This window comes from Paracoccus sp. S1E-3 (assembly GCF_013868135.1).
Lineage (GTDB): Bacteria > Pseudomonadota > Alphaproteobacteria > Rhodobacterales > Rhodobacteraceae > Paracoccus.
The window spans coordinates 61,600-83,325 of the sequence record NZ_JACEMU010000009.1 but is presented as its reverse complement, the minus strand read 5'-3'; the positions used below and the strand labels follow the sequence as shown (position 1 = coordinate 83,325).

Sequence of the window (21,726 nt, the reverse complement as noted above, 5' to 3'; positions counted from 1 at the left end):
GTAACCATCCGGCGTAGGCCGCGGACGGGTGTCCGTGCTCAGGGAGTGGGCTTGGGTGCTTTGGGCTTGCCGGGCCGCGGGGACCATTTCTTCGCGAGTTGGTCAAAGCGTTCGACGATCCTGTCGATCCTGGCATCTTCGGGATCGAAGGTTGCACCTGACCAGCCGACCATGTCGTCGTGCTGCTCGTGGTCCGGATCTGCGAGGGCTTCGAGGAATTCCTCGTAGCCCGGAGCACCGCCGACATCCTCGGGCGGGCAGGCCCCGCTGGCCTTCAGAAGCCTTGGATAGGTCACGCCCGGGGTGGCCTCGGTGACCCGCTCGATCCGGATGCTGTGGTCCCAGTCATCGCCGAAGTCGTAGACATACTGGATCGTCCTGACGCCGGTATCCTCGAGCACCTTCTGCAGCGTCGCCTTCTTCGCGGGCATCGGGCCGTCGTAGAATCCGTCCGGACCGGGCACGCCCCAGCCCGCCCCCCCGGCCCTGAATTCGTAGAGATGGGTGTCCGTCCAGCCCATCGCCGCCTGGACCACCTCATGCAGCCGGTCGAGCCTGATCTTCAGCGGCACCTCGATATGGCGCATCGGCTGAGGATCGACGTCGTTCAGAAGGATCCGGAGGCGGGCGATCAGGGTCATGCGGCCCTCCTTTGCGGTATTTGCGACCAGTTCCAGGGAAGAAGTTCCGGCAGGCGCGACAGGGGTATGTCCGGCAGCCGGGCAAGGACATCGGCCAGCCAAGCCTGCGGGTCGACGTCATTCATCTTGGCCGTGACGATCAGGGAATACATGAAGGCGGCGCGGTCGCCACCGCGCGGAGATCCGGCGAAGAGCCAGGCTTTCCGCCCGAGGGCGACGCCCCGCAGCGCGCGTTCTGCTGCGTTGTTCGTCAGGCAGATGCGGCCATCATCGAGGAAGCAGGTGAAGGCGTCCCAGCGGCCGTCCTCCTCGAACATGTAGTTGATCGCCTTGGCGACGGGGTTGTGCTTCGACATTCGGGCGCGTTCGGTCCGCAACCAGTTGTGCAGATCCTGGACCATCGGGCGCACCAGCCGCTGACGGGCGTCATGGCGGGCCTCGGCGGTCAGGCCGGTGATCTCGCGCTCGGCATCGAAGATGGCGTCGAAGCGTTTGACCGATTCCAGCGCGATGGGCGAGATCTCCTCGGCCACCGATCTGCCCTTGCGGGCCGTGGCTTTGATATCCGCCAGTTCGAAGAACTTGCGCCGGGCATGCGACCAGCACAGCGCGCTCAGCACCGGCGCGGGCCTGTGGCTGGCATGATAGAGATCGTTGTAACCGCCATAGGCGTCAGCTTGCAGGATGCCGGTCCAGCCCGTCAAATGCCGGGTCGGGTGTTCTTTCCTGCGGTCGGTTGAGAAGTAATAGAGCGCTGCCGGCGGCGCCCCACCGGCAAAGGGCCGGTCATCCCGCAGATAGGTCCAGAGCCGGGCGGTTTGCGTGCCACCTTTGGCCAGCAGCGGCACGGTCGTGTCGTCAGCATGCAATCGCTCGGCGCCGAGGACATGGGCGCGGATCAGATCGTGGATCGGCTGCAGCGCCACGGCACAGGCCCCGACCTGATCGGCCAGGGTCGAGAGGCTGATCTCGACGCCCTCCTTCGCATAGCGCTCGGCCTGCCTGTTCAGGGGCTGATGCTGGCCAAACTTCTCGAACAGCACCATGGCCAGCAGGTTCGGGCCGGCCCAGCCCCGGGGTGTCGGGTGGAACGGCGCTGGCGGCTGGCTGATCTTCTCGCAGTCGCGGCAGGTGAACTTCTCGCGGACGGTTTGCACGACCTTCCACTGCCGCGGGATCACCTCCAGCGTCTCGGTGATGTCCTCGCCCATCTTCACGATGCGCGCCGAACCACAGCAAGTGCAGGAAGTCGGCGCCTTAACCACGACGCGCTCGCGGGGCAAATGCTCGGGGAACGGCTTGCGGGCTGGGCGGCGGCGTTCGAAGGCCGCGACCATCGCCCTCGGGCCCGTCGCCTCGGCTTTGGCCCGGTCATCGGCAATGTCGGTCTCGATGTCTTCGAGCTGCATCTCCAGTTGCTCGATCAGCCGGGCATGGCGTTCGGCACCATGGCCATATTGCTCGCGGCGGAGTTTGGCGATCTGCAGTCGGAGGTGCCGGATCATGTCTTCAGAGGCCGAGACGATCGCCTGAACCTGGGTCAACTCCCCCTTGGCGGCGACCAAGGCGTCCTCTGCGGCAGATGCGCGAGTCTCTGCCGCGGCGAGTGCGGCGCGCAGAACAGCGATCTCCGAGGTGGTCTCCGACATGCCGAAGACCTATCACGAAACCCCGGAATAGTCCAATAAAACAAGGGTATTTTGACTATCAACCCGCCGAGGCAGGCCGCTGCGTCCAGCGCGGATTGCGCCAGTCGATTCCTTCCAGAAGATAGCCGAGCTGCGCCGCCGAAACCGGAACGGCTGAGCCATTCTGGCTCACCGGCCAGATGAACTTCCCCGCCTCCAGCCGCTTCAGATACAGCGACATGCCGACCCCGTCGTGCCACAACACCTTGATCAGGTCACCCTTGCGCCCCCGGAAGCAGAAGATCTCGCCACCGTGCGGATCGCGACCCAGGCCCTGCTGGACCTTCAGCGCCAGGCTGTTCATCCCGCACCGCATGTCCGTCACCCCGCCTGCAATCCACACGCGCGCCCCCGCCGGAAAGGCGATCATGCGCTGTCCAGCACCGGAAGCAGCCGCGCCAGAATGACCGGGTCAATTCCCGCAGGAACCACGAGGTGCCGGCCATTCACCAGTGTGATCGCGACTGTGACGGCATCGGAGATCTCCAGCTCTGCCGCAGGTGATACCGATACAGGCACAGGTTCGGCAGCAATCATCACCGGCGCAAAGGTCAGGGCAGGCTCATTTCCGAGAAGGCCCTCGCGATAGTCCTTCCGCCAGCGCGTCAGCAACGCGCGAGAGATATCGTGACGCCGCGCCGTCAGCGCCACGCTGCGCGGGCGCGACAGGCTTTCCTCGACGATACGGATCTTCTCGGCAGCCGACCAGCGACGCTGCCGACCACTATCGGTCACCGAGAGAACCTCGACTTGGGAACTGAAGCTATGGGTGTCCATAGCTTCAGCCTCCTACATCCATCCCGCCTTCAGCGTCAGACGGTCCTCACCGGGAGCTTACGACGCGCCCGCAAGCTGCAGGGATCGAAACCAACGCCGGTGTGCGCCAACCGGGTCGGCGAGGTGCTCCGAAAGATGTTCACCTATGCGCAAAGCTGGGCTGGAGTGAGGACAATTCGGCATCGGGATTACGCCGCCGGATCGAGAACCCACGCGAGCGGTTCCTGCCACTGGGGGACCAACAATCGTGGTCGGAAGTAAGTGGTTGCCGCTTGCCGTCAACGGGCCAACGTAAAATGCCGCGCCAAGCATGCAATGGCAGGTCTGGTGATTGCTGCAATGTAGCGCCGAACTGAGCGCAAAAGTCCGCTCTGGGCCGCGTTTTCTGCTGCACAAGCGAAAGGCCTGCCTTGCTGCCGCCAACATGAGTGTCGGCGATGGGCTCTAATTGCCGCCGTTCGGCTCGTCGGGGGCAATCCTAGTAGCGGACATGAAATCAGGTGGGGCACGCCGCTGACCTATTCGACAGTTCGCGATTCGAGCCGATTGCGGCAGATAATTGTCGTCACTTATCTACGTCGTCGAAGATCGAGCGCTTTACGGCAGCATCGGTCGAGGACGGCTCTGCCCTCTTCTGCGTCACGATGTGGGTCCAGTCCGTATCGTCGTCGGTTTCCTCATCCCGCTCCCGCCTGCGCTCTTCAAGCATTTCGATTGCGCGCTTTACCTGATCTCGCGCGTCGGCGATCAAGCTGACCGCGTCGTCATCCAGACCGACGCCCATCTCTTCGACACATTCGAGAGCACCGAGCAATTTCTTGAAATGGCTGTCTGGCTCCTCGTCTAGGTCGGCATCCGCAGTGATCTCGCCGATTTTCTCCTCAAGGGCTGGCAACAGGATTGTTCGCAGCGCCATGCCAAGGCCGATGAGGAAAATCGGCGGTATGAGCGCGAGCATCGCCTCATCGGCGAAGAACGACGTATCGAGGTCGGAGAGCGCGATTGATTCCAGGCTGCGAGCTGCGTCGCGCCGCAAGTCATCCGGCAGCAGGCCGAATTGATGAGCGCGGGCATAGGCTCGAAAACGAGGATCGTTGGCAACAGGATCCGCCTGCCAACAGAGCCGTGGAAGCAGGTCAGGAAACTGCGTGATCACCTTAACGAAGACGGCATCACTGGCCCGGTAGGACAGGAAGTGAAAGAGCATCCAGTTGCGATGCGTCTCATCGGGCGTGCGGCTGAGCCGGGCGACCACCGCGTCGTCCAGCGTGGACGGAATCACGAGTGCGTCGCGAATGAGCGGCGAGCCCTCGCAGGTGAAGCTGCCGAGGATCGTGTCGATTGGTGCGCCGCGGATGAGCGCAGCCATCATGTGCGGCTTTTGCCGCAGAATCTCCGTCAAGGCGTCGGAGATTGTTGGATGCGCGAAGGTCCATCTGGCGCCGGACCGTTTTAGGAACGAGCCCTTCAACTCGGCAAAGCAATCCTGGATTCTAGACAGACTGAAACCTGTCAATTCCGCCACTGCTTCGGCGGCGCCGGCATCATGATCGTTCGGATCGAAGCCGGCCTGATGGACGTAGACGAGATACAGCGCGGCCTGGAGCTGCTCGTCCAGAGCGCTGACCGTGTCGACAAGATGCTCGGTCGGTTCCTCCATGAAGCGCACGAGCGAACTCTCGCGAGGTGCAAGCCCCTTAGTGAAGTTCGGATCGCCAAGCCTTTCGGCTATTCCAGGGAGGAAATCGTCGACGGCGGCGACCGCTTCCAGGTGCGGCTTGACGCTTGAACGCCAGCTCTGGCTCTGCTCACCGAAATTAATGTGATTATAGAGGATCTGCGCCTTCTCTTCAAAGGTCAGATCACCGACGTCGACTACGGCGCTGCCATCAGCGAATTGCGCAAGATTGCGCTGCCCCAGCCGGCGCCGAGCTGCCTCATAGATATGCTTGCGCGAAGTCAGCAGGAAACGGTTGCCGTGCTTGATCGCCGCGCGCAGCTTCGAGAAAGCCGACGTCCAGTCCTGCACGTAATCGTCTCGCAGCACGTTCGAGCCGAAGGCGTCGTCAATCCAGAAGAAGCGACCGGGATCGTTGGGATTCCAGCCTGCCTCGAAATCGCGCGGACTGGTCAGGGCAAGGACGGTGTTGTCCGGATTCTCCGAAGCGATCGTCGAAACGATTGCGCCGATCGCCGACTTGCCGCTTGCCGGATTGCCGAGCAGAAGCACCACGCCATGTTCCGAGATGGCGTTGACCGCGTCGCGATGCGCCCGCGTCGGAACATAGGTGCGAAGCTTCGGAATCCAGCTGTCGAGCAACGCTCGGCTCTGTTCGCTCAGCCGTTCGTCGACTATTGAGGTCAAGTCTCCCAAGCCATAGACCTGCGGGACGAGCGCGCGCAGTCGTGTGCTACTCCTAATAACCCGGACGATGTATTGGCGGCCCAGGATGTGTGGCCTTCGCACGCCAAGTTCTCGCAGCTTGGCCCGCATGGCGGCCCCAACTGGCGCATCCACACTCATGTTGGTCATGAAGACGTAGGTGTCCGCCTGGCCGGCATTAACGAGTTCCTCGACGTTACCGATCTCAGTGGAGAGGTCGCCGACCTTGAGCGCCTTTCCGGCATCCGAGGTATGCTTGCACTGAACCGTGCCGATGAATTGCTCATTGCTTGGCGAAGGTATGAGAAATACCGCGTCCTGACCGCCGTCCTGCGCCTCGCGAAATATTTCCACGGGGCGGCCCAGAACCACTTCGCAAACTTGAGAGCAGAGATCCTGGAAGGCGCGCCAACCGATCGTATGAAGCGCAAGGTCGCTCCACGGGCCATGCGCGCAACGCACATTCGTCTCCGCAGGTTCGGTTTGGCCGGCCTCGATTGTCACGTGGCCACCGCGCAATAGATGACGCTTGATCGCGATAGTTCATGCGCTCCCATCATGTGCCCGCCGCGTCGGCCGCAGTTGCTCCCGCCACAGGCGTCTTAAACGCGAACTGGGTCTCGCATTTATCATGCGCACACACCGGTTTGTTAAGGCCAAACGGCCGTTGATACTTGGTGCGACCGCATACGCATTCGAACTGCTTGCGGAACGCCTTGAACTCGTCCCACCGCGTCTGCTCATCCCCGACCGAGCCGTTGCCATAAGGGGCATCCTGAAAATGGCTTCCGAAATTCTCGATATCGCCCTTGATGAGGCTGGTGATGAAGCGATTGTTGACACCCGGCACATCGGCGGGGGTTAACTTGAGGTTGCCGAGGAACATCCCAATCGCCGAAGCCAGCTCGGAGCGCTCATAGGAATAGGCCTTTTCGAGCTGTCGGATGCGGACATTGACGCCGAACCCACGGGCGATGCCCAGCAGCCATTCCTCTTCCGCTTGACGCATCTCGTTGGCGGCGGATTGGCCCTTGGCCCAGCGATCGGCGATCATCTCATCGGTGACTTTGTGGTCGGCGAAGCGGGGCCCAAACGCCGGATCAAGTCCGATGATGCGGGTGAACTGCCAGTCCTTCGCTGCGAGCTGGTCCTTCAGATGATTGAAGAAACGTTCGTCGTGGGTGGCGAGGATGATCTGGCAGTCCGTGAACATCTTCGCGAGCAGCGCACCGATCGCGCGGCGATGATCGGCGTCATAGGATGTGACGACATCGTCCAGCGCAATCACCGGTGCGGCACTATTGAACTTCTTGATAGCCGCGAGGCGCAGCGCGAGCGCGACCGAATGGATCTGGGAGTCGCTGAGATAGCCGCCCGGCGCGACGCTTTGACGATTGTCCGCAAAATCGATCACTAGCTGCATGCGCTGCTGGTTGGTGTCGTCCTCACCAGGCAGTTCAAGCCGGATCGGCTTGGCGTTGGCGCCTTGGATCTCCTTGTAGATGTCGTTCATCGGCGCCTGAAGCGTATCGAGGAGCGACTGGACCTTGTCCCGGATTTTACCCGAGACGAGAGTGGCCTGCGCGACGAGCGCTTCGTGCAGCGTGGTCATCTGCTCGGTGGTGCGGGTTGCCAGCGCCACATCCTTTTGGAGATCAAGCAGTCGGTCGATGCTGGCCTTGACCTTGACCCAAGTATGCTCGCCCTGTTTCGCCTTGATGTCGGCGATCTCATGATCAAGGTTGGAGAGGCGCGTCTCCAACTCGGCGACGATGGCGGAGGAATCGGGCGCGGCAACGGTCGGCCATCCGTTAACGCCGGCTTGATAGGCGATGAGCGCGGTCTTGAACCCGTCGCCATCGTCATCGGATAAATGCTCGATCATCGCGGGAAGACGCGCCATCAGCCGACTGTGCGCCTGGCTGGCGGCGGTCTCGGCATCGTCCAGCGCGGTCTTCGCCTCGTTGTAGCTTTGCAGATCCTCGAGGTGGGTCGTCAGGAGATCGCGGATGGCGAGCACGCTTCCGGCAGCAGTGTTACCGATCGCCGTGGCGCAGACAGGGCATGCGTCGGGCGCGGTGGCGTCGTCAGCAAACAACTTCTCTGCTTCCTTCCACACTGACCGGAAGACCGTGCCCGCCGCATTCTCGCGCTCAACGACCTCAGTGGCCTTTGCGTCAGACAGCGCAGAGAGCGCCTTCTCGAACGATTCGATGGCGCCCGAATATACGGAGTCGCCGCCGTCCTCGGGGACGATCTTTTGCCACAGCGCGACGAGCGAATTACGAATCTGTTTGAGGCCAGCGAGACCAAGCCGCTTTTCCTCCGCCTCAACACGATTCCCGACCTCTATATAACCCTCGTCCTGGGCGGAGAGCGCTGCGAGCGTTAACTCGGGGTCGAGCGGAGCGATGACGCTCAAGTTGACGAAACCGAGCACGGTCGCGTCATCCCACGCCTGAACAGCCTGTGCGGTTTCCGACCGCAACAGACCAGCAAGGCGGACCTGTTCGGTGGTACTCTCGGCAGCCGCCTTCACATCGCGGCGCAGAAGACGGAGGTTTTTCTGCACTTCCACCAGCGGTGAAAGCTGCAGCCAACTTGCCACGTCGCTATAGCGATTCTCGGGACTATGCGTTTCGACGAAGGTGCGCAGCGTATAGCCGCGGATGATCGGCGAGACGACGAATCCGGCGTTCATCGCGGTGGCGGCCGGATGGATCGGGCGACGATTGCCGGTGGCGGTGCGGCTACCCTCGACCGTCGCCGTGCCGGTGATCGTTGTGAACTTGACCATCGGCACGATGCCCGTCGCCTCCGCCGCATTGTGCGCGAGGGCGGGCGGTCCGGCCTGGTTGTTCAAAGTGCGATGCCCGAGGCGTTCGAGCGTGCCGTGTTCGGAAAACAGAAACTCGATTGCGTCAATGACGCTCGATTTGCCGAAGCCGTTGGGCGCGAAGATCGCGAGGCACGGTTTCTTACTAAGGTTGAAGGTCTTGGGCTGAAGATAGGCACGGAAGCCTTCGAGCGTCAGCGAGTGAAAAAGCGTCGGATCAACCATCGGCCTGCTCCTCAACCGGTGCGGCGCGCCTCGCCGCGAGCGCGGCGATCGCGGCCTTGGCATTGGCTACGGCATTGGCATGCGGCGTGACCGTCAGCAGGTGATCGGACAGGATGCCGGCAAGATCGACATCGACATTGTCTGAAGCCTTGAGGGTCCCAGACAGGGTCGCGAGGAACACTTTGGGCGTTTCCGCCTGTTCGACCTGTGGCGCGGCCAGTGCCTCCAGCATATTGGGAGTCGCCGCTTCTTCCGGTGCCCCCGTTTCATCCTGTCCCATCATTCCCTCCTATTGTCGCCCCCCTTCCAAGAACCATCGACGGTGACGACTTACCAAGGCCGCTAGTATCAGATGGCTGGGCGGCAAAACTTCAGGCGCTGATTATTCCCTCTAACTCAACGTGAAACCAGAGAGCAAAGGCGTCAATGGTCGAAGGTGATTTAGGAACCCAAACGGGCAGTTGCCGTCGCCGCCGAGTGCCTGAACGTATGGCAGCTTTCGGAGTGTTGATCCGGAGCACGGTATGACGGGTATGTCCGCCCTACCGACTTTCATCCTCCGAAAATGCTGCGCGATGGACGAATGGCTGGTCTGGTGAAGCTGCACCGCGGCGATCGGCCAGGGACTGAACGGCGGCTAGGCGCCTGCCGCGCTTTCGGCAGACAGCATCACCGCATCGGCGCCGTCATAGATCGCGGTGGCCACGTCCGACGCTTCGGCGCGTGTCGGAGCGGGCGCGGCGGTCATGGATTCCAGCATCTGCGTGGCGACGATCACCGGGCGGCTTTCGCTGCGACAGAGCGCAATCAGTTCCTTCTGGCGGGCGGGCACCTCCTCGGGCGGGATCTCGACGCCGAGATCGCCGCGCGCGATCATGATCGCGTCGGATTTGCCAACGATAGCCTTGATATCGTCCAGCGCCGAGGGCTTTTCGATCTTGGCCACCAAGCCGGCGCGGCCATTGATGATCCGTGTGATCTCGTCCAGATCGCCGGCCTTCTGCACGAAGGAGAGCGCCACCCAATCCACGCCATTCGCCAGCCCGAATTCCAGGTCGCGACGGTCCTTTTTGGTCAGGACCGGCAGGTCCAGCACGGTATCGGGCAGGTTGATCCCCTTGCGGTCGCTGATCTTGCCGCCCTCCAGCACTTCGGCTTCGATCCGCTCAGGCGCAATCCGGCGCGCCGTCAACCGCACCCGCCCGTCATCGATGAACAACCGGTGGCCGGGCCGAAGTGCCGCGAAAATCTCGGGATGCGGCAAGGGCAGCAGGTCGTCATCGGCTTCGCAGGGCACAAAAGCAACGATCTGGCCGCGCTCCAGCATCTTCGGGCCGCCGCCGAGCTTGCCCAGCCTGATTTTCGGCCCCTGAAGGTCTTGCAGGATGCCGATGGGCACGCCTGCCTCGATCTCCAATGCGCGGATCGCGGCGATGACCCCGGCATGGGTCTGATGCTCGCCATGGCTGAAATTCAGCCGGAACGTGTCGACGCCGTCGCGGAAAAGCTGCCGCAACATTTCGGGCGAGGCGCTTGCCGGGCCGACGGTGGCGACGATCCTGGCGCGTCTGTCTCGCATCATGGGATGTTCCTTTCGGGGTTCAGGCGATCAAGATCGCCCTGAAATCATTCACATTGGTCAGGGTCGGACCGGTGCGGATCAGCGCGCCGACGCGGTCAAACAGGCTGTAGCTGTCATGGCCGTCCAGATGGTCGCGCGGGTTCAGCCCGTTCTTGCGGGCCTGCGACAGCGTGTCGGGGCCGATGATCGCGCCGGCGGCGTCTTCGGTGCCGTCGATGCCATCCGTATCCGCCGCAAGCGCATGAATGCCCGGATGACCGTCGAGCGACAGGGCAAGACCCAGCAGGAATTCGGTATTGCGACCGCCTCGACCGGGTTTGCGGTCGCCGATGGTCACGGTCGTCTCGCCACCCGACAGCAGCACGGCGGGGGCAGGTGCAGGCGTGCCATGCGCTGCGACGGCGCGGGCGATGCCGGCCATGGCGATGCCAAGCTGGGATGCCTCGCCCTCCAGCGCGTCGCCCAGAAGCAGAGGCGTGATGCCAGCGGCGCGCGCGACCTCCGCCGCCGCCTCCAGTGACATTTGCGGGGTCGCGATCATGCGGAAATCGGGGCTGAAGTCAGATTGCGGTTCTGCAGGGCGCAGCAGGATATCGCGCGCCGCCGCAGGCAGGTTCGGCCCCAACCTGACGACCAGATGCGACAGATCCTCGCCCGCCGTCGGATCGGGCACGGTCGGACCCGAGGCGATGGCCGACGGATCATCCCCCGGCACATCCGAGATCGCCAGCGTCACCAGCCGCGCGGGCCGGGCGGCTCGCGCCAGCCCGCCGCCCTTGACCAGCGACAGCCGCCGCCGCACCCGGTTCATGTCCTCGATGGTCAGGCCCGAGGCCAGGAGCAACCGATTCACCGCCCGTTTGTCCTCGAGCGTCAGCGGCGGCGCCGGCAGCGTCATCAACGCCGAGCCGCCGCCCGAGATCAGCGCCAGCACCAGATCATCCGGTCCGGCCGCCTGCGCGGTAGCGAGGATTTCCGCCGCCGCCCTGTGCCCGGCCTCGTCCGGGACCGGATGCGCGGCCTCTCGGACCACGATCCGATCAGTCGGGACGGCGTGGCCATAGCGGGTGACGACCACGCCCGACAGGTCAACATCAGGCCAGGCCAGTTCCACGGCCCGCGCCATCGCCGCTGCGGATTTGCCGGCCCCGATCACGATGCAGCGGCCGGCAGGTTTCTCGGGCAGAGCCGGGGCGAGGACGGCGGCGGGGTCGGCCGCCGCAATCGCCGCATCCAGCATCCGCTTCAGCAGATCTCTCGCGTCCTCCTCCCTCATGGCACGGCCCTCAGATATTCTCGCCGCGGATCGCCTCGACGACGGCATCCGTAACCTGCTGGGTATTGGCGCTGCCGCCGACATCCGGGGTCAGCACACCATCGGCACAGACCTTTTCGACCGCCCGCATCAGCCGGTCGGCGGCGGCGGGCTCGCCCAGATGATCCAGCATCTGCGCTGCGGTCCAGAAGGTCGCGACCGGGTTGGCGATGCCCTTGCCGGTGATGTCGAAGGCCGAGCCGTGGATCGGTTCGAACATCGAGGGGAAACGGCGTTCCGGGTCGATATTGCCGGTCGGTGCAACCCCGAGGCTACCGGCCAGCGCACCTGCCAGATCGGACAGGATATCCGCATGCAGGTTGGTGGCGACGATGGTATCCAGGCTCTGCGGGTTCTTGACCATGCGCACGGTCATCGCATCGACCAGCATCTTGTCCCAGGTCACATCGGGGAAGTCCTTCGACACCTCGGCGGCGATCTCGTCCCACATGACCATGCCGTGGCGCTGTGCGTTGGATTTGGTAACCACCGTCAGCAGCTTGCGCGGCCGCGACTGTGCCAGCTTGAAGGCATAGCGCATGATCCGGGTGACGCCCACGCGGGTGAAGATCGAGACCTCGGTGCCGACCTCTTCGGGCAGGCCGCGATGGGCGCGGCCGCCGATGCCCGAATACTCGCCTTCCGAGTTTTCGCGCACGATCACCCAGTCCAGATCACCCGGACCGACACCTGCCAGCGGCGACTGGATGCCCGGCAGGATCTTGGTTGGGCGGACATTGGCATATTGGTCGAAGCCCTGGCAGATCGGCAGGCGCAGCCCCCAAAGCGTCACATGGTCGGGCACGTCGGGGGCACCGACCGCGCCGAAGAAGATGGCGTCGAAGGCTTTCAGCTGTTCGGGCCCGTCCTCGGGCATCAGCGCGCCGGTCTTCTTGTAGCGGTCCGAGCTCCAGTCGAATTCGGTCACGTCGAACTGGAAGCTGCCATCGCGGCGGGCCAGGGCGTCCAGCGCCTGCAACCCGGCGGCGATGACTTCCGGACCGATGCCATCGGCGGGGATCGAGGCGATCTTGTAGGTTTTCATGGGTTTTCTCCTCATTCGGTTAAGGGGGCCGAGCGCGTCGCCGGGCGGGCCAAGATGGCCCCTCAAGTCTCCTCCCCTGCGACGCCCTGCAGCGATCACAAGGCGAAATTGCGCCCGGCGGAGCGATTCCTCAATTTGCGTAGAATTATATATAGAAGTGAGATAATATCGGTGGAGGAGGGGCGCATGGATATCCAGCAGATCAGGTGCTTTCTGGCCGTGGCCGAGCAGTTGCATTTCGGGCGCGCGGCGCAGGCGATGGACATGCTGCCAGCCTCGCTGAGCCGACAGATCAGGCTGCTGGAGGATCGGTTCGAGACCCGGCTGTTCCTGCGCACCACCCGCAATGTCGCGCTGACCGAGGCCGGCACCGCGATTCTGGACGATGCCCGCACGTTGGTCGCGCAGGCCGACCGATTCGAGCAGCGCATCCGCGCGGTCAGGCGGACCGAGACGGCGGTGCTGAAGGTCGGCGCCATCGACAGCGCGGCGGCCGGGCTGATGCCGCAGCTGTTGCAGCTGCTGCGGGCACGACATCCTGAGATCGAAGTCCAGCTGGTCGAACAGAAGTCCATCCATCTGCTGCCCCGCGTCCTCAGTGGCAGCCTTGATATCGCCTTCTGCCGCCCGCCGGACATTCGCGACCCGAAAATTCATTTTCAGACATTGTTTTTCGAGACGGCGGTTGTCGCGCTGCCCGAAGGTCATGCGCTGGCGGATCGCGCCGAACTGACGGTCCGCGACATCGCCGATGAGCCGCTGATCGTTCCCGACCGCCGGTCACGACCGCATTCGCATGACCTGACCATAAAGCTCTTCACCGATGCCGGGCTGACCGCACGGATCGCCCAGATCGCCGAAGAGAAGCACACGATCGTCAATCTGGTCGCGACGGGAACCGGCATCGCGATCGTGCCGCGTTGGGCCTCGCGCATCGCCATTCCGGGCGTCCGCTTCGTCTCGCTGCTGCTGCCCGAGGGGACCACGCGCGGCAAGCTGATCCTGGCTGCCGCCTGGCCGCGTGGAACGCGGGACGCTCAGCGCGACGCCCTGCTGGCCGTACTGGACGAGAACCTCGCGGCGCTGGAAGGCAGCGCCTGATGGCCATCGCCAATTATCACGATAATTAATATAATTTTCGGCGAATTTATTGCGACGTCCCACGCGCCTATCCCGGTGACGATCTGTGCCCAATGGCCAGAACCGGCAACCTGGGAGGAGACCATGGACCCTGCAAATATTACCCTACTGCTGCTGCTGTTCGCGATCGTCATGTTCGTGTGGGAGCGGATTCCGCTGGCCCTGACCGCCATGATCGTCTGCGTCAGCCTTGTGCTGACCGGCGTTCTGGACGCCGGCGAGGCCTTTGACGGCTTCGTCAACAGCAACGTCATCCTGTTCGTCGACATGTTCATCATCGGCGGCGCGCTGTTCCAGACCGGCATGGCGGCCGAGATCGGCGGACTGGTCACGCGCTTCGCGAAGACCGAGCGGCAACTGGTCGTGGCCATCATGCTGATCACCGGGCTGATGTCCGGGGTTCTGTCGAATACCGGCACCGCCGCTGTGCTGATCCCGGTGGTGATCGGCATCGCCGCCAAATCGGGCTTCGCGCGCTCGCGATTGCTGATGCCGATCGTTTTTGCTGCAGGACTGGGCGGAAACCTTAGCCTCATTGGCGCGCCCGGCAACATGATCGCACAGGCCGCTCTGCAAGAGCAGGGGCTGAGCTTCGGCTTCTTCGAATATGGGCTTGTCGGCCTGCCGATCCTGCTGATCGGTATCCTGTTCGTGGCCACCATCGGCTTTCGGCTGCTGCCTGACCACAAGACCGAGGAAATGGCGGCGGACAGCCTGCACCCGATTGATGTTGCCGTTCCGCAATGGAAGAAGAACGCCTCGCTGGTCGTTCTGGTCCTGACCATCCTCGGCATGATCTTCGAGGCGCAGATCGGCATCCGGTTGCACATCACCGGCGCCATCGGTGCCATCGCCCTGATCCTGCTCGGCGTCATCAGCGAGGACGAGGCCTATCAGTCCATCGATGCCAAGACGATCTTCCTCTTCGGCGGCATCCTGTCGCTGGCGACCGCGATGGAAAAGACCGGCGCCGGTCAGGTGATCGCCGAAACCGTGCTCGGCTTTACCGGTCCCGAGACGCCGATGTTCGTCTTCCTGCTGGTCATCTTCCTTCTGGCTGTGGTCATGACGAACTTCATGTCGAACACCGCCACGACCGCGCTTCTGGTGCCGATCAGCCTGTCGATCTCGGCCCAGATCGGCGCCGATCCGCGCGCCGTGCTGATGGCGACGGTGATTGGCGGTTCACTGGCCTATGCGACGCCTATCGGGATGCCGGCGAACGTCATGGTTCTCGGGCCGGGCAAATACACCTTCTTGGACTATACCAGATGTGGCCTGCCGCTGATCCTGGTCTCGACCGTGGTTGCCATGATCCTGCTGCCGATCCTGTTTCCCTTCTTCCCGTGAGTCAGATCGGCACAGAAACCAATATGGGCTCGCGAGAAATCGCGGGCCTTCAATACATCAGAGCAGAGATGCCAACGCCTAAAGCTCATGGTCGCCGCCTGTAGAACACGTCCCAGTTGCAGCGTCGTGCATAATCCCGGAATCAGCACAGAGGCCGCGAATTCACACCTTGTCTGCTCTGCCGTCATTCAGGCGGTGGGAATGCTGCACTGGGTGTCGAACGGCAGGTCTGGTGAATGCCGCAATACAGCGCGGCGCCCTCTCGAACGGCAGCAAAGGGCCGTTTTTAGCCGAGTGCAGATGGCTGAGATGCCCCGCTTTGCCCTCACCTGAAATCCTTTGTCCTGACCTTGATCGTGTCGAGATGCAGATCGCGGATGAACATGTCTCGGGGCTTGGGGTGGCGGGCGTCGGGGGCGGGGCTGGCGTTGTGGAACTCGTCGCCCCGGCCATGCGGCGGGGGGAAGGCGCCGCGGTTGCCGACGCTGGCGAGGGCGCCTGACAGGTCGGTCAGGCGATGGACGACAAAATGCACAACCTCGCCCTCGCGCTGGATTATGCCGCGTGCGGCGATCATGCTGGCCGCGAGGATGATGCGGCGGTTCGCCTCGAAGACCCTGGGCCAGACCACGAGATTGGCGATGCCGGTTTCGTCTTCCAGCGTGATGAACATGGTGCCCTTGGCCGATCCGGGGCGCTGGCGCACCAGCACCAGGCCCGCGACCTCGGCCCAGCGGCGGTTGGGCAGCGCCATGGCGTCAGCGCAGGTCAGGATGCGGCGCCGCGTCAGATCCTCGCGCAGGAAGGCCAGCGGATGGCGGCGCAGCGAGAGGCCGGTGCGGCTGTAATCCTCGACCACCTCGCGGCCTGCACGCATCGGGCGCAGCGGGACGGTGGGCTCGTTGCCTTCAAGCGCGGAGAACAGCGGCAGGTCGCTGTCGGGCAGCCCCTTGACCGCCCAGACCGCCTGCCGCCGTGACAGGCCGAAAGCGTAGAGCCCGTCCGCCTCGGCGATGCGGATCAGGGCGGGTTTTGGCACCTCGGCGCGGCGCCAGAGATCCTCGACCGAGGCAAAGGGCGCGGCGCGGGCGATGGCCTGGGCATGGGCCTCGGCCAGCCCCTTGATCCTGCGCAGGCCCAGCCGGACGGCGAAACGCCCGTCCGTGGCCTCCAGCGTGCAATCCCAATCCGAGGCGTTCACGCAGACCGGACGCACCTCGACGCCATGCGCCTGGGCATCGCGCACGATCTGGGCCGGGGCGTAAAAGCCCATCGGCTGGCTGTTCAACAGCGCCGCGCAAAACGCATCCGGGTGCCAGCATTTGAGCCAGGCCGAGGCATAGGCGACCAGCGCAAAGCTGGCGGCATGGCTTTCGGGGAAGCCGTATGAGCCAAAACCTTCGAGCTGGCGGAACGTCCGCTCGGCGAAGTCGCGCGGGTAGCCGCGCGCGTCCATGCCGTCGATCAGCTTGTCGCGGAAGGCGCTGACGCCGCCGGTGAACTTGAAGGTGGCCATGGATTTCCTGAGCATGTCCGCCTCGCCCGGGGTGAAGCCCGCGCATTCGATGGCGACCCGCATGGCCTGTTCCTGGAACAGCGGCACGCCCAGCGTCTTGCCCAGCACCTTTTGCAGCTCTGGCCGCGGATATTCCACCGGCTCCAGCCCGGCGCGGCGGCGCAGATAGGGATGCACCATGTCACCCTGGATCGGGCCGGGGCGCACGATGGCGACCTGAATGACCAGATCGTAATAGGTCCGGGGCTTCAGGCGCGGCAGCATCGCCATCTGCGCCCGGCTCTCGATCTGGAAGGTGCCCAGCGTATCGGCCCGGCGGATCATGGCATAGGTGCGCGGATCCTCGGCCGGGATGCTGGCGAGGTCATATTGCGCGCCCTTGTGCGCGGCCACCAGCGCCAGCCCCTTGGCCATGCAGGTCAGCATGCCAAGCGCCAGAATGTCGACCTTCATGAACTTCAGCGCGTCGATGTCATCCTTGTCCCATTCGATGATCTGGCGATCCTGCATTGCGGCGGGCTCGATCGGCACCAGATCATCCAGCCGGTCATGGGTCAGCACAAAGCCGCCCGGATGTTGCGACAGGTGCCGCGGCGCGCCCATCAGCTGCCGGGCCAGATCAAGCGTCAGGCGCAGACGGCGGTCAGCGGGGTTCAGGTTCAGCTCGGCCAGTTGCGCATCGGTGACGCCCTCGTCGGACCAGGCCCAGATCAGCGAAGACAGCGCGGTGATCAGATCCTCGGGCAGGCCCATGGCCTTACCGACATCGCGCAGAGCCCCCTTGGCGCGATAGCGGATGACGGTGGCGGTCAGCGCAGCATGATCGCGGCCATAGGTCTGGTAAATCCACTGGATCACCTCTTCGCGGCGCTCATGTTCGAAATCGACGTCAATATCGGGCGGCTCGCGGCGTTCCTCGCTGACGAAGCGTTCGAACAGCAGGTCATTGCGGCCCGGATCGATGGCGGTGATGCCCAGAACATAGCAGACGGCCGAGTTGGCCGCCGAGCCGCGCCCCTGGCACAGGATATTCTGCGACCGGGCATAGCGGACGATGCTGTGCACGGTCAGGAAATAGCGCGCATAGTGCAGCCGGCCGATCAGGGTCAGCTCATGGTGCAGCGCCTGTGTCACCTCGGGCGGGATGCCCTCGGGGTAACGCTCGGCCGCGCCCGCCCATGTCAGGCGCGCCAACGTGTCCTGCGCGGTCAGCGCGGGATCGTCGCGTTCTTCGGGATATTGATATTGAAGCTGTCCAAGGTCGAAGGTGCAGCGCTGCATGATCTCGATGCTGCGGGAAACCGCCTCGGGATAGCGCTCAAACAGGCGGGCCATTTCCTGCGGCGGCTTCAGATAGCGGTCGGCGTGACGTTCGCGGCGATGGCCAAGCGCCTCGACGGTGCAATTGTGGCGGATGGCGGTCACCACATCCTGCAGGATGCGGCGCGCGGGGATGTGGAACAGGACGTCATTGGTGACAACGGTGGGCACACAGGCGCGGGCGGCCAGCGTGGCCAGATCATGCAGGCGCAGCTGGTCGTTCGGGCGGCGGCGCAGCGTCAAGGCGAGATAGGCGAGGTCGCCGAAGACGTCGCGCAACCGGCGCAGGTGCAGGGCGCAAGCGTCATCGGCCTGGTCGGGGATCAGGATGGCGATCAGCCCTTGGGCATGCTCGGCCAGATCCGGCCAGTGCAGATGGCAGGCCGCCTTGCCCGCCCGCGATTTGCCAAGCGTCAGCAAACGACAGAGGCGTGACCAGGCCGCTTTGTCGGTCGGATAGACCAGCACCGAGATGCCGCATGCCAGATCCAGCCGGCAGCCCGCGACCAGCCGCACCCCTGTGGCCTTGGCCGCCTGCCATGCGCGGACGATCCCCGCGACGGAATTGCGGTCCACCACGCCAAGCGCCTCGATCCCCAAGGCGGCCGCCGTGGCGAACAGATGCTCCGCATCCGATGCCCCGCGCAGGAAGGAAAAATCCGAGGTGACCTGAAGCTCGGCATATCTCATCCAAAGATCCCGTGCAGGAACCAGCGATGCGAGCCGGTGGCGGCGTCCTCGCCGTCGCCCGCGCGAAAGATCCACAGCCGTTCGCCCGCATCATCCTCGACGCGGAAGTAATCGCGCACGGCGATGCGCTCAGCCTCGCGGGTCCACCATTCGCCGAAGATGCGTTCCGGGCCATCAGCGCGGGCGATACGGCGGCGCACGCCGCGCCAGGCAATCCAGACCGGCGGCTGGTCGGGCAGCAGCGCCATAGTGTCGATGGGTTCGGGGCGCGGCAGCAGGCGCGACGGGCGCGGCCAGTGATGCGGCCAACCCGCACCGCTATCCTCGGCCAGGGCGGAAATCCGGCGGCTGGACCGTTCGGGCACATCGCTGTCAACGGGCGCGAAGCGGTAGATCGCCTGCGCGCCGACGCGATTGGCCAGAATGTCGATCAGACCGGACAGATCCGGTGCCTCGGGCGCAAGCGTGCTGGTCTGGCGCGCCGCCAAGGGCTCGGTGATGGGTGCGGCGAGCGTCATGATCTCGATGCCGAAGCCCGGCGCGATGGTGGGGATCTTGTCGCAAAGCAGCCGGGTCAGGCGGGCCGGATCGCGTTGCGCCACGGCAAGGCCCACGCGCACGGTCTGCATCTCGCGGTCGGTGCGGTGGCAGATCAGATCCAACCTGCGGGCGCCAAGGCCCTGCGCTTCCAGCTGCGCGCAAAGTGCCGCTACCAGCTTGGCGATATAGCGCGCGATGGTCTCGGGCGCGGCAATGGGTTCGGCAAAGGCGCGGCGGGTCTCGATCAGGTCTGCAGGCCGTAGGGCATCGATCGGTTCCGGCACATCGCCAAACATCTGGTCGATGCGGCGGATCAGCTCGGGGCCAAAGCGGCGGGTCAGCGGCGCGCGTGGCTGCGCCAGGAGATCGCCGATGCGGCCAAAGCCCATGTCGCGCAGACCGGCCACGGTGGCGGCGGGCAGCCGCAGCGCCTCGGGCGGCATATTTTCCAGATCGCCACCGAACCGCGCCAGCGCATGCGCCGCGCCCCAGGTTCCGGCCACCGCCGCGCGCGCGGTCACACCCGACAGCGCAAGCCGGCCGGTCAGCGCCTCCAGCATCGGGTCTTCGCCGCCATGCAGATGCGCGGCACCGGTCGCGTCGATGACGATCCCGTCCGGCGGATCGACCGCGACGATGGGCGCGATGCGCTGCAGGATCCAGAAGGCCAGCCGCTCGAGGCTCGCCAGATCCTCGGCCACATTCGCAGGCGCGATCCGCAGATCCGGCACCAGCGCCTGCGCCTTGCTGACCGGCATGCCGGGCCGCAGGCCAACCCCTGCGGCCAGCGCATCCACCGCCGTTACCACGCGGCGACTACCGATGCGTCCTGCCAGAACCAGTGGCCTATCCGAAGGCGTGCCGTCCTGCCGCCGCAGCCGGTCCACCGGCCACATCGGCAGGAAGACCGAGATGACCCGTGCCATCACATGCCTCCAGCTCCAGATCGAACGACTCCCCGGCCCGCGCGCGCAGCAGTTCCACCAGCCAGCGCGCCCGGCCCAGCCCCGGCACAGGCAAGGGCGAGGACGGCAGCACTGAGACCCGCCAGCGCGTCATCGCCGCGGTCGGCTGGCCAAAATCGCTGGCGTCCGCCTGCCTGCGCCAGCGGCGCAGGGCGATGCCGGTGGTGCCAGCGGTCTTGGCCGCCAGATGCAGCCGGCGCGAGGCGGTCATCGACAGCCGCGCCACATCCGCGACCACGGCGGCCAGACTGCCATGGCGCAGCCCCTCCTCCATGCAGGCCAGCACCGCCGTATCATCGCCCGCCTCGACATGAATCACCCGGCCCGGCGGCAGCCCGGCCTGTTCCAGCCCCGGCGCGAACAGATCGGCCTGCGTCACACACCAGAGCACCTGCCCCGGCAGGCGCGCGGTGATCCCGGCGGCAAAGCAGGCCGCTGCTGCCCCATCGGTGGCGCCGTTGCCGCCGCCCGCGACCTCGTGCAGGCAGCCAAGCGCGAGCCCGCCCTTGGGCAGGCGGCGATCAAGCTCGGCCAAACCGAAGGGCAGCACCGCCGAGGGCGGGCCGTGATCGCCCTCGATCGCCGCGATCCGCTGCCGCAGCGCCACGAGAGCCGGATCTGAACGAGGCGCAGACATGGCAGTGTCGGGCTCCTGTAGGGGTGGGACTCAAGGCAGTATGTTCCACTTTTGTTCCCGTTCAGGCCGTGAGTCAATCGCCGCCGGGGATTTGTGATCCGCGCCATCGGGGGCCATATCGACAGGAATGCCGTGACCGGAGGAGGCAAGCCGATGTGTAACCTGTATAATCTGACCACGAACCAGCAGGCGATCCGCGACATTGCCGGGGCCATGACCGACAGTGTCGGCAATCTTGAGTCCTCGCTGGATGTCTATCCCGACCGCCCGGCGCCGGTGCTGCGCAATACTGCCAGCGGTCGCGAGTTGGCGCAGCTGACTTGGGGGATGCCAACGCCGCCGCAATTCCTGAAGGCGCCCGATGCGCCGGACAACGGCGTGACGAACATCCGCAACACCGCCAGCCCGCATTGGCGGCGCTGGCTTGGCGTCGCGCATCGCTGCGTGGTTCCGGCGACGACCTTCTCGGAATACGGCCAGCGGCCCGACCCTGTGACCGGGCGCAAGCCGCTGCACTGGTTCGCGCTGGACCGGACGCGGCCGCTGTTCTTCTTTGCCGGGATCTGGACGGGGTGGCAGGGCACGCGGGGCTCAGCGAGGACGCCCCGGGCCGGCGATCACCAGCTCTTCGCCTTCCTGACCTGCGCACCGAACAGCGTCGTCGGGCGGATCCATCCCAAGGCCATGCCGGTGATCCTGACCTCGGCGGCCGAGATCGACACCTGGCTAAGCGCGGAGTGGTCCGAAGCCCGCCATCTGCAGCGCCCGCTGGAGGATGATGAGCTGATCGAGGTGGAGTGATGCCGCTGCGGTGGCGCGCGGGCGGGCTACTTGCCCGTAGATGACGCAGTCAGGTCCAGCCATTGCACGAGGGCGCGACGGATCATCTCGGGGCGGGTGGGCAGATCGGGCTCAATGCGGCGGCGATCGTCGATGGCTTCGATCAGTTCGCGAGGGAGACGAAGGTTGATCGCCTCACTATCTACCGACGGACGCCCTCTCTTATTTTTTTCCAACGCGCCACATCCGGTCTTGATTTTTGGTTTTTTAGTATCATATAATCGGGCATGGTCAAG

17 protein-coding genes and 1 pseudogene are annotated in these 21,726 nt (G+C 64.6%); 4 read left to right on the top strand and 14 right to left on the bottom strand.

Annotated elements, in window-relative coordinates; translation table 11 throughout:
• Window positions 1–38: 38 nt before the first annotated feature.
• From H1S04_RS12565 to H1S04_RS12550, 4 genes are read right to left on the bottom strand one after another with little or no spacing between them, the layout of a single operon-like run.
• Window positions 39–641 carry a plasmid pRiA4b ORF-3 family protein gene (locus H1S04_RS12565; RefSeq protein ID WP_181745529.1) on the bottom strand — a complete coding sequence of 201 codons (603 nt, stop codon included), beginning with the start codon at window positions 639–641 and terminating at the stop codon, window positions 39–41.
• Window positions 638–2,290, bottom strand: a complete 1,653-nt coding sequence (locus H1S04_RS12560) for an IS66 family transposase (RefSeq protein WP_181745530.1) — start codon at window positions 2,288–2,290, stop codon at window positions 638–640. Before H1S04_RS12560 ends, H1S04_RS12565 begins: the two co-directional genes overlap by 4 nt.
• 58 nt (window positions 2,291–2,348) lie before the next feature.
• Window positions 2,349–2,699, bottom strand: a complete 351-nt coding sequence (gene tnpB, locus H1S04_RS12555) for an IS66 family insertion sequence element accessory protein TnpB (RefSeq protein ID WP_112312267.1) — start codon at window positions 2,697–2,699, stop codon at window positions 2,349–2,351.
• Window positions 2,696–3,106 carry a transposase gene (locus H1S04_RS12550; RefSeq protein ID WP_181745531.1) on the bottom strand — a complete coding sequence of 137 codons (411 nt, stop codon included), beginning with the start codon at window positions 3,104–3,106 and terminating at the stop codon, window positions 2,696–2,698. Before H1S04_RS12550 ends, tnpB begins: the two co-directional genes overlap by 4 nt.
• A 63-nt stretch (window positions 3,107–3,169) precedes the next feature.
• On the opposite strand from H1S04_RS12550, the pseudogene H1S04_RS18765 reads away from it, so the two are divergent.
• Window positions 3,170–3,333: pseudogene (locus H1S04_RS18765) on the top strand (integrase); the annotation flags it as partial.
• Window positions 3,334–3,671: 338 nt separating this feature from the next.
• Here the strand turns inward: H1S04_RS18765 and H1S04_RS12545 are convergent.
• From H1S04_RS12545 to H1S04_RS12520, 6 genes are all read right to left on the bottom strand, one after another.
• Entirely contained in the window at window positions 3,672–5,993 is a 2,322-nt protein-coding gene (locus tag H1S04_RS12545) for a hypothetical protein (RefSeq protein WP_220185221.1), read from the bottom strand.
• A gap of 52 nt (window positions 5,994–6,045) precedes the next feature.
• Window positions 6,046–8,550 carry an AAA family ATPase gene (locus H1S04_RS12540; RefSeq protein WP_181745897.1) on the bottom strand — a complete coding sequence of 835 codons (2,505 nt, stop codon included), beginning with the start codon at window positions 8,548–8,550 and terminating at the stop codon, window positions 6,046–6,048.
• A complete protein-coding gene (locus H1S04_RS12535) occupies window positions 8,543–8,782 on the bottom strand; it encodes a hypothetical protein (RefSeq protein ID WP_220185220.1) in 240 nt (79 codons plus the stop codon). The genes H1S04_RS12540 and H1S04_RS12535 overlap by 8 nt, the downstream gene beginning before the upstream one ends.
• A 405-nt stretch (window positions 8,783–9,187) precedes the next feature.
• Window positions 9,188–10,132 (bottom strand): pyruvate kinase, encoded by a 945-nt coding sequence (pyk, locus tag H1S04_RS12530; RefSeq protein ID WP_181745895.1) that lies wholly within the window; start codon window positions 10,130–10,132, stop codon window positions 9,188–9,190.
• 19 nt (window positions 10,133–10,151) lie between these two features.
• Window positions 10,152–11,408, bottom strand: a complete 1,257-nt coding sequence (locus tag H1S04_RS12525) for a glycerate kinase (protein ID WP_181745894.1) — start codon at window positions 11,406–11,408, stop codon at window positions 10,152–10,154.
• 10 nt (window positions 11,409–11,418) lie between these two features.
• A complete protein-coding gene (locus H1S04_RS12520) occupies window positions 11,419–12,492 on the bottom strand; it encodes a tartrate dehydrogenase (RefSeq protein WP_181745893.1) in 1,074 nt (357 codons plus the stop codon).
• A 186-nt stretch (window positions 12,493–12,678) separates the two neighbouring features.
• Here H1S04_RS12520 and H1S04_RS12515 point away from each other — a divergent pair, with 186 nt between their 5' ends.
• Both H1S04_RS12515 and H1S04_RS12510 read left to right on the top strand, forming a co-directional pair.
• Window positions 12,679–13,593: a LysR family transcriptional regulator gene (locus tag H1S04_RS12515; RefSeq protein WP_181745892.1), complete on the top strand. Its 915-nt coding sequence runs from the start codon at window positions 12,679–12,681 to the stop codon at window positions 13,591–13,593.
• 123 nt (window positions 13,594–13,716) lie between these two features.
• On the top strand, window positions 13,717–14,982 hold the full coding sequence (locus H1S04_RS12510; RefSeq protein ID WP_181745891.1) for an SLC13 family permease: 1,266 nt from the start codon (window positions 13,717–13,719) through the stop codon (window positions 14,980–14,982).
• Between the two features lie 325 nt (window positions 14,983–15,307).
• On the opposite strand, the gene H1S04_RS12505 is transcribed toward H1S04_RS12510, so the two are convergent.
• From H1S04_RS12505 to H1S04_RS12495, 3 genes are read right to left on the bottom strand one after another with little or no spacing between them, the layout of a single operon-like run.
• A complete protein-coding gene (locus tag H1S04_RS12505) occupies window positions 15,308–18,508 on the bottom strand; it encodes an error-prone DNA polymerase (protein WP_181745890.1) in 3,201 nt (1,066 codons plus the stop codon).
• Window positions 18,505–19,974 (bottom strand): DNA polymerase Y family protein, encoded by a 1,470-nt coding sequence (locus H1S04_RS12500; RefSeq protein ID WP_181745889.1) that lies wholly within the window; start codon window positions 19,972–19,974, stop codon window positions 18,505–18,507. Before H1S04_RS12500 ends, H1S04_RS12505 begins: the two co-directional genes overlap by 4 nt.
• The gene (locus H1S04_RS12495; protein ID WP_181745888.1) at window positions 19,895–20,650 is read right to left on the bottom strand and encodes an ImuA family protein; all 756 of its coding nucleotides are present in this window, start codon (window positions 20,648–20,650) and stop codon (window positions 19,895–19,897) included. The genes H1S04_RS12500 and H1S04_RS12495 overlap by 80 nt, the downstream gene beginning before the upstream one ends.
• A 153-nt stretch (window positions 20,651–20,803) precedes the next feature.
• On the opposite strand from H1S04_RS12495, the gene H1S04_RS12490 reads away from it, so the two are divergent.
• Window positions 20,804–21,451, top strand: a complete 648-nt coding sequence (locus H1S04_RS12490) for an SOS response-associated peptidase (protein WP_181745887.1) — start codon at window positions 20,804–20,806, stop codon at window positions 21,449–21,451.
• A 26-nt stretch (window positions 21,452–21,477) separates the two neighbouring features.
• On the opposite strand, the gene H1S04_RS12485 is transcribed toward H1S04_RS12490, so the two are convergent.
• Window positions 21,478–21,666: a ribbon-helix-helix protein, CopG family gene (locus tag H1S04_RS12485; protein ID WP_220185219.1), complete on the bottom strand. Its 189-nt coding sequence runs from the start codon at window positions 21,664–21,666 to the stop codon at window positions 21,478–21,480.
• Window positions 21,667–21,726: the final 60 nt, after the last annotated feature.

Bases quoted from the DNA above. Each gene is read 5' to 3' on its own strand.
- H1S04_RS12525 (WP_181745894.1), bottom strand. From the start codon at position 11,408: ATGAGGGAGGAGGACGCGAGAGATCTGCTGAAGCGGATGCTGGATGCG.
- H1S04_RS12535 (WP_220185220.1), bottom strand. From the start codon at position 8,782: ATGCTGGAGGCACTGGCCGCGCCACAGGTCGAACAGGCGGAAACGCCC.
- H1S04_RS12520 (WP_181745893.1), bottom strand. From the start codon at position 12,492: ATGAAAACCTACAAGATCGCCTCGATCCCCGCCGATGGCATCGGTCCG.
- H1S04_RS12515 (WP_181745892.1), top strand. From the start codon at position 12,679: ATGGATATCCAGCAGATCAGGTGCTTTCTGGCCGTGGCCGAGCAGTTG.
- H1S04_RS12510 (WP_181745891.1), top strand. From the start codon at position 13,717: ATGGACCCTGCAAATATTACCCTACTGCTGCTGCTGTTCGCGATCGTC.
- H1S04_RS12560 (WP_181745530.1), bottom strand. From the start codon at position 2,290: ATGTCGGAGACCACCTCGGAGATCGCTGTTCTGCGCGCCGCACTCGCC.
- H1S04_RS12550 (WP_181745531.1), bottom strand. From the start codon at position 3,106: ATGGACACCCATAGCTTCAGTTCCCAAGTCGAGGTTCTCTCGGTGACC.
- H1S04_RS12565 (WP_181745529.1), bottom strand. From the start codon at position 641: ATGACCCTGATCGCCCGCCTCCGGATCCTTCTGAACGACGTCGATCCT.
- tnpB (WP_112312267.1), bottom strand. From the start codon at position 2,699: ATGATCGCCTTTCCGGCGGGGGCGCGCGTGTGGATTGCAGGCGGGGTG.
- H1S04_RS12540 (WP_181745897.1), bottom strand. From the start codon at position 8,550: ATGGTTGATCCGACGCTTTTTCACTCGCTGACGCTCGAAGGCTTCCGT.
- H1S04_RS12495 (WP_181745888.1), bottom strand. From the start codon at position 20,650: ATGTCTGCGCCTCGTTCAGATCCGGCTCTCGTGGCGCTGCGGCAGCGG.
- pyk (WP_181745895.1), bottom strand. From the start codon at position 10,132: ATGATGCGAGACAGACGCGCCAGGATCGTCGCCACCGTCGGCCCGGCA.
- H1S04_RS12490 (WP_181745887.1), top strand. From the start codon at position 20,804: ATGTGTAACCTGTATAATCTGACCACGAACCAGCAGGCGATCCGCGAC.
- H1S04_RS12505 (WP_181745890.1), bottom strand. From the start codon at position 18,508: ATGAGATATGCCGAGCTTCAGGTCACCTCGGATTTTTCCTTCCTGCGC.
- H1S04_RS12500 (WP_181745889.1), bottom strand. From the start codon at position 19,974: ATGGCACGGGTCATCTCGGTCTTCCTGCCGATGTGGCCGGTGGACCGG.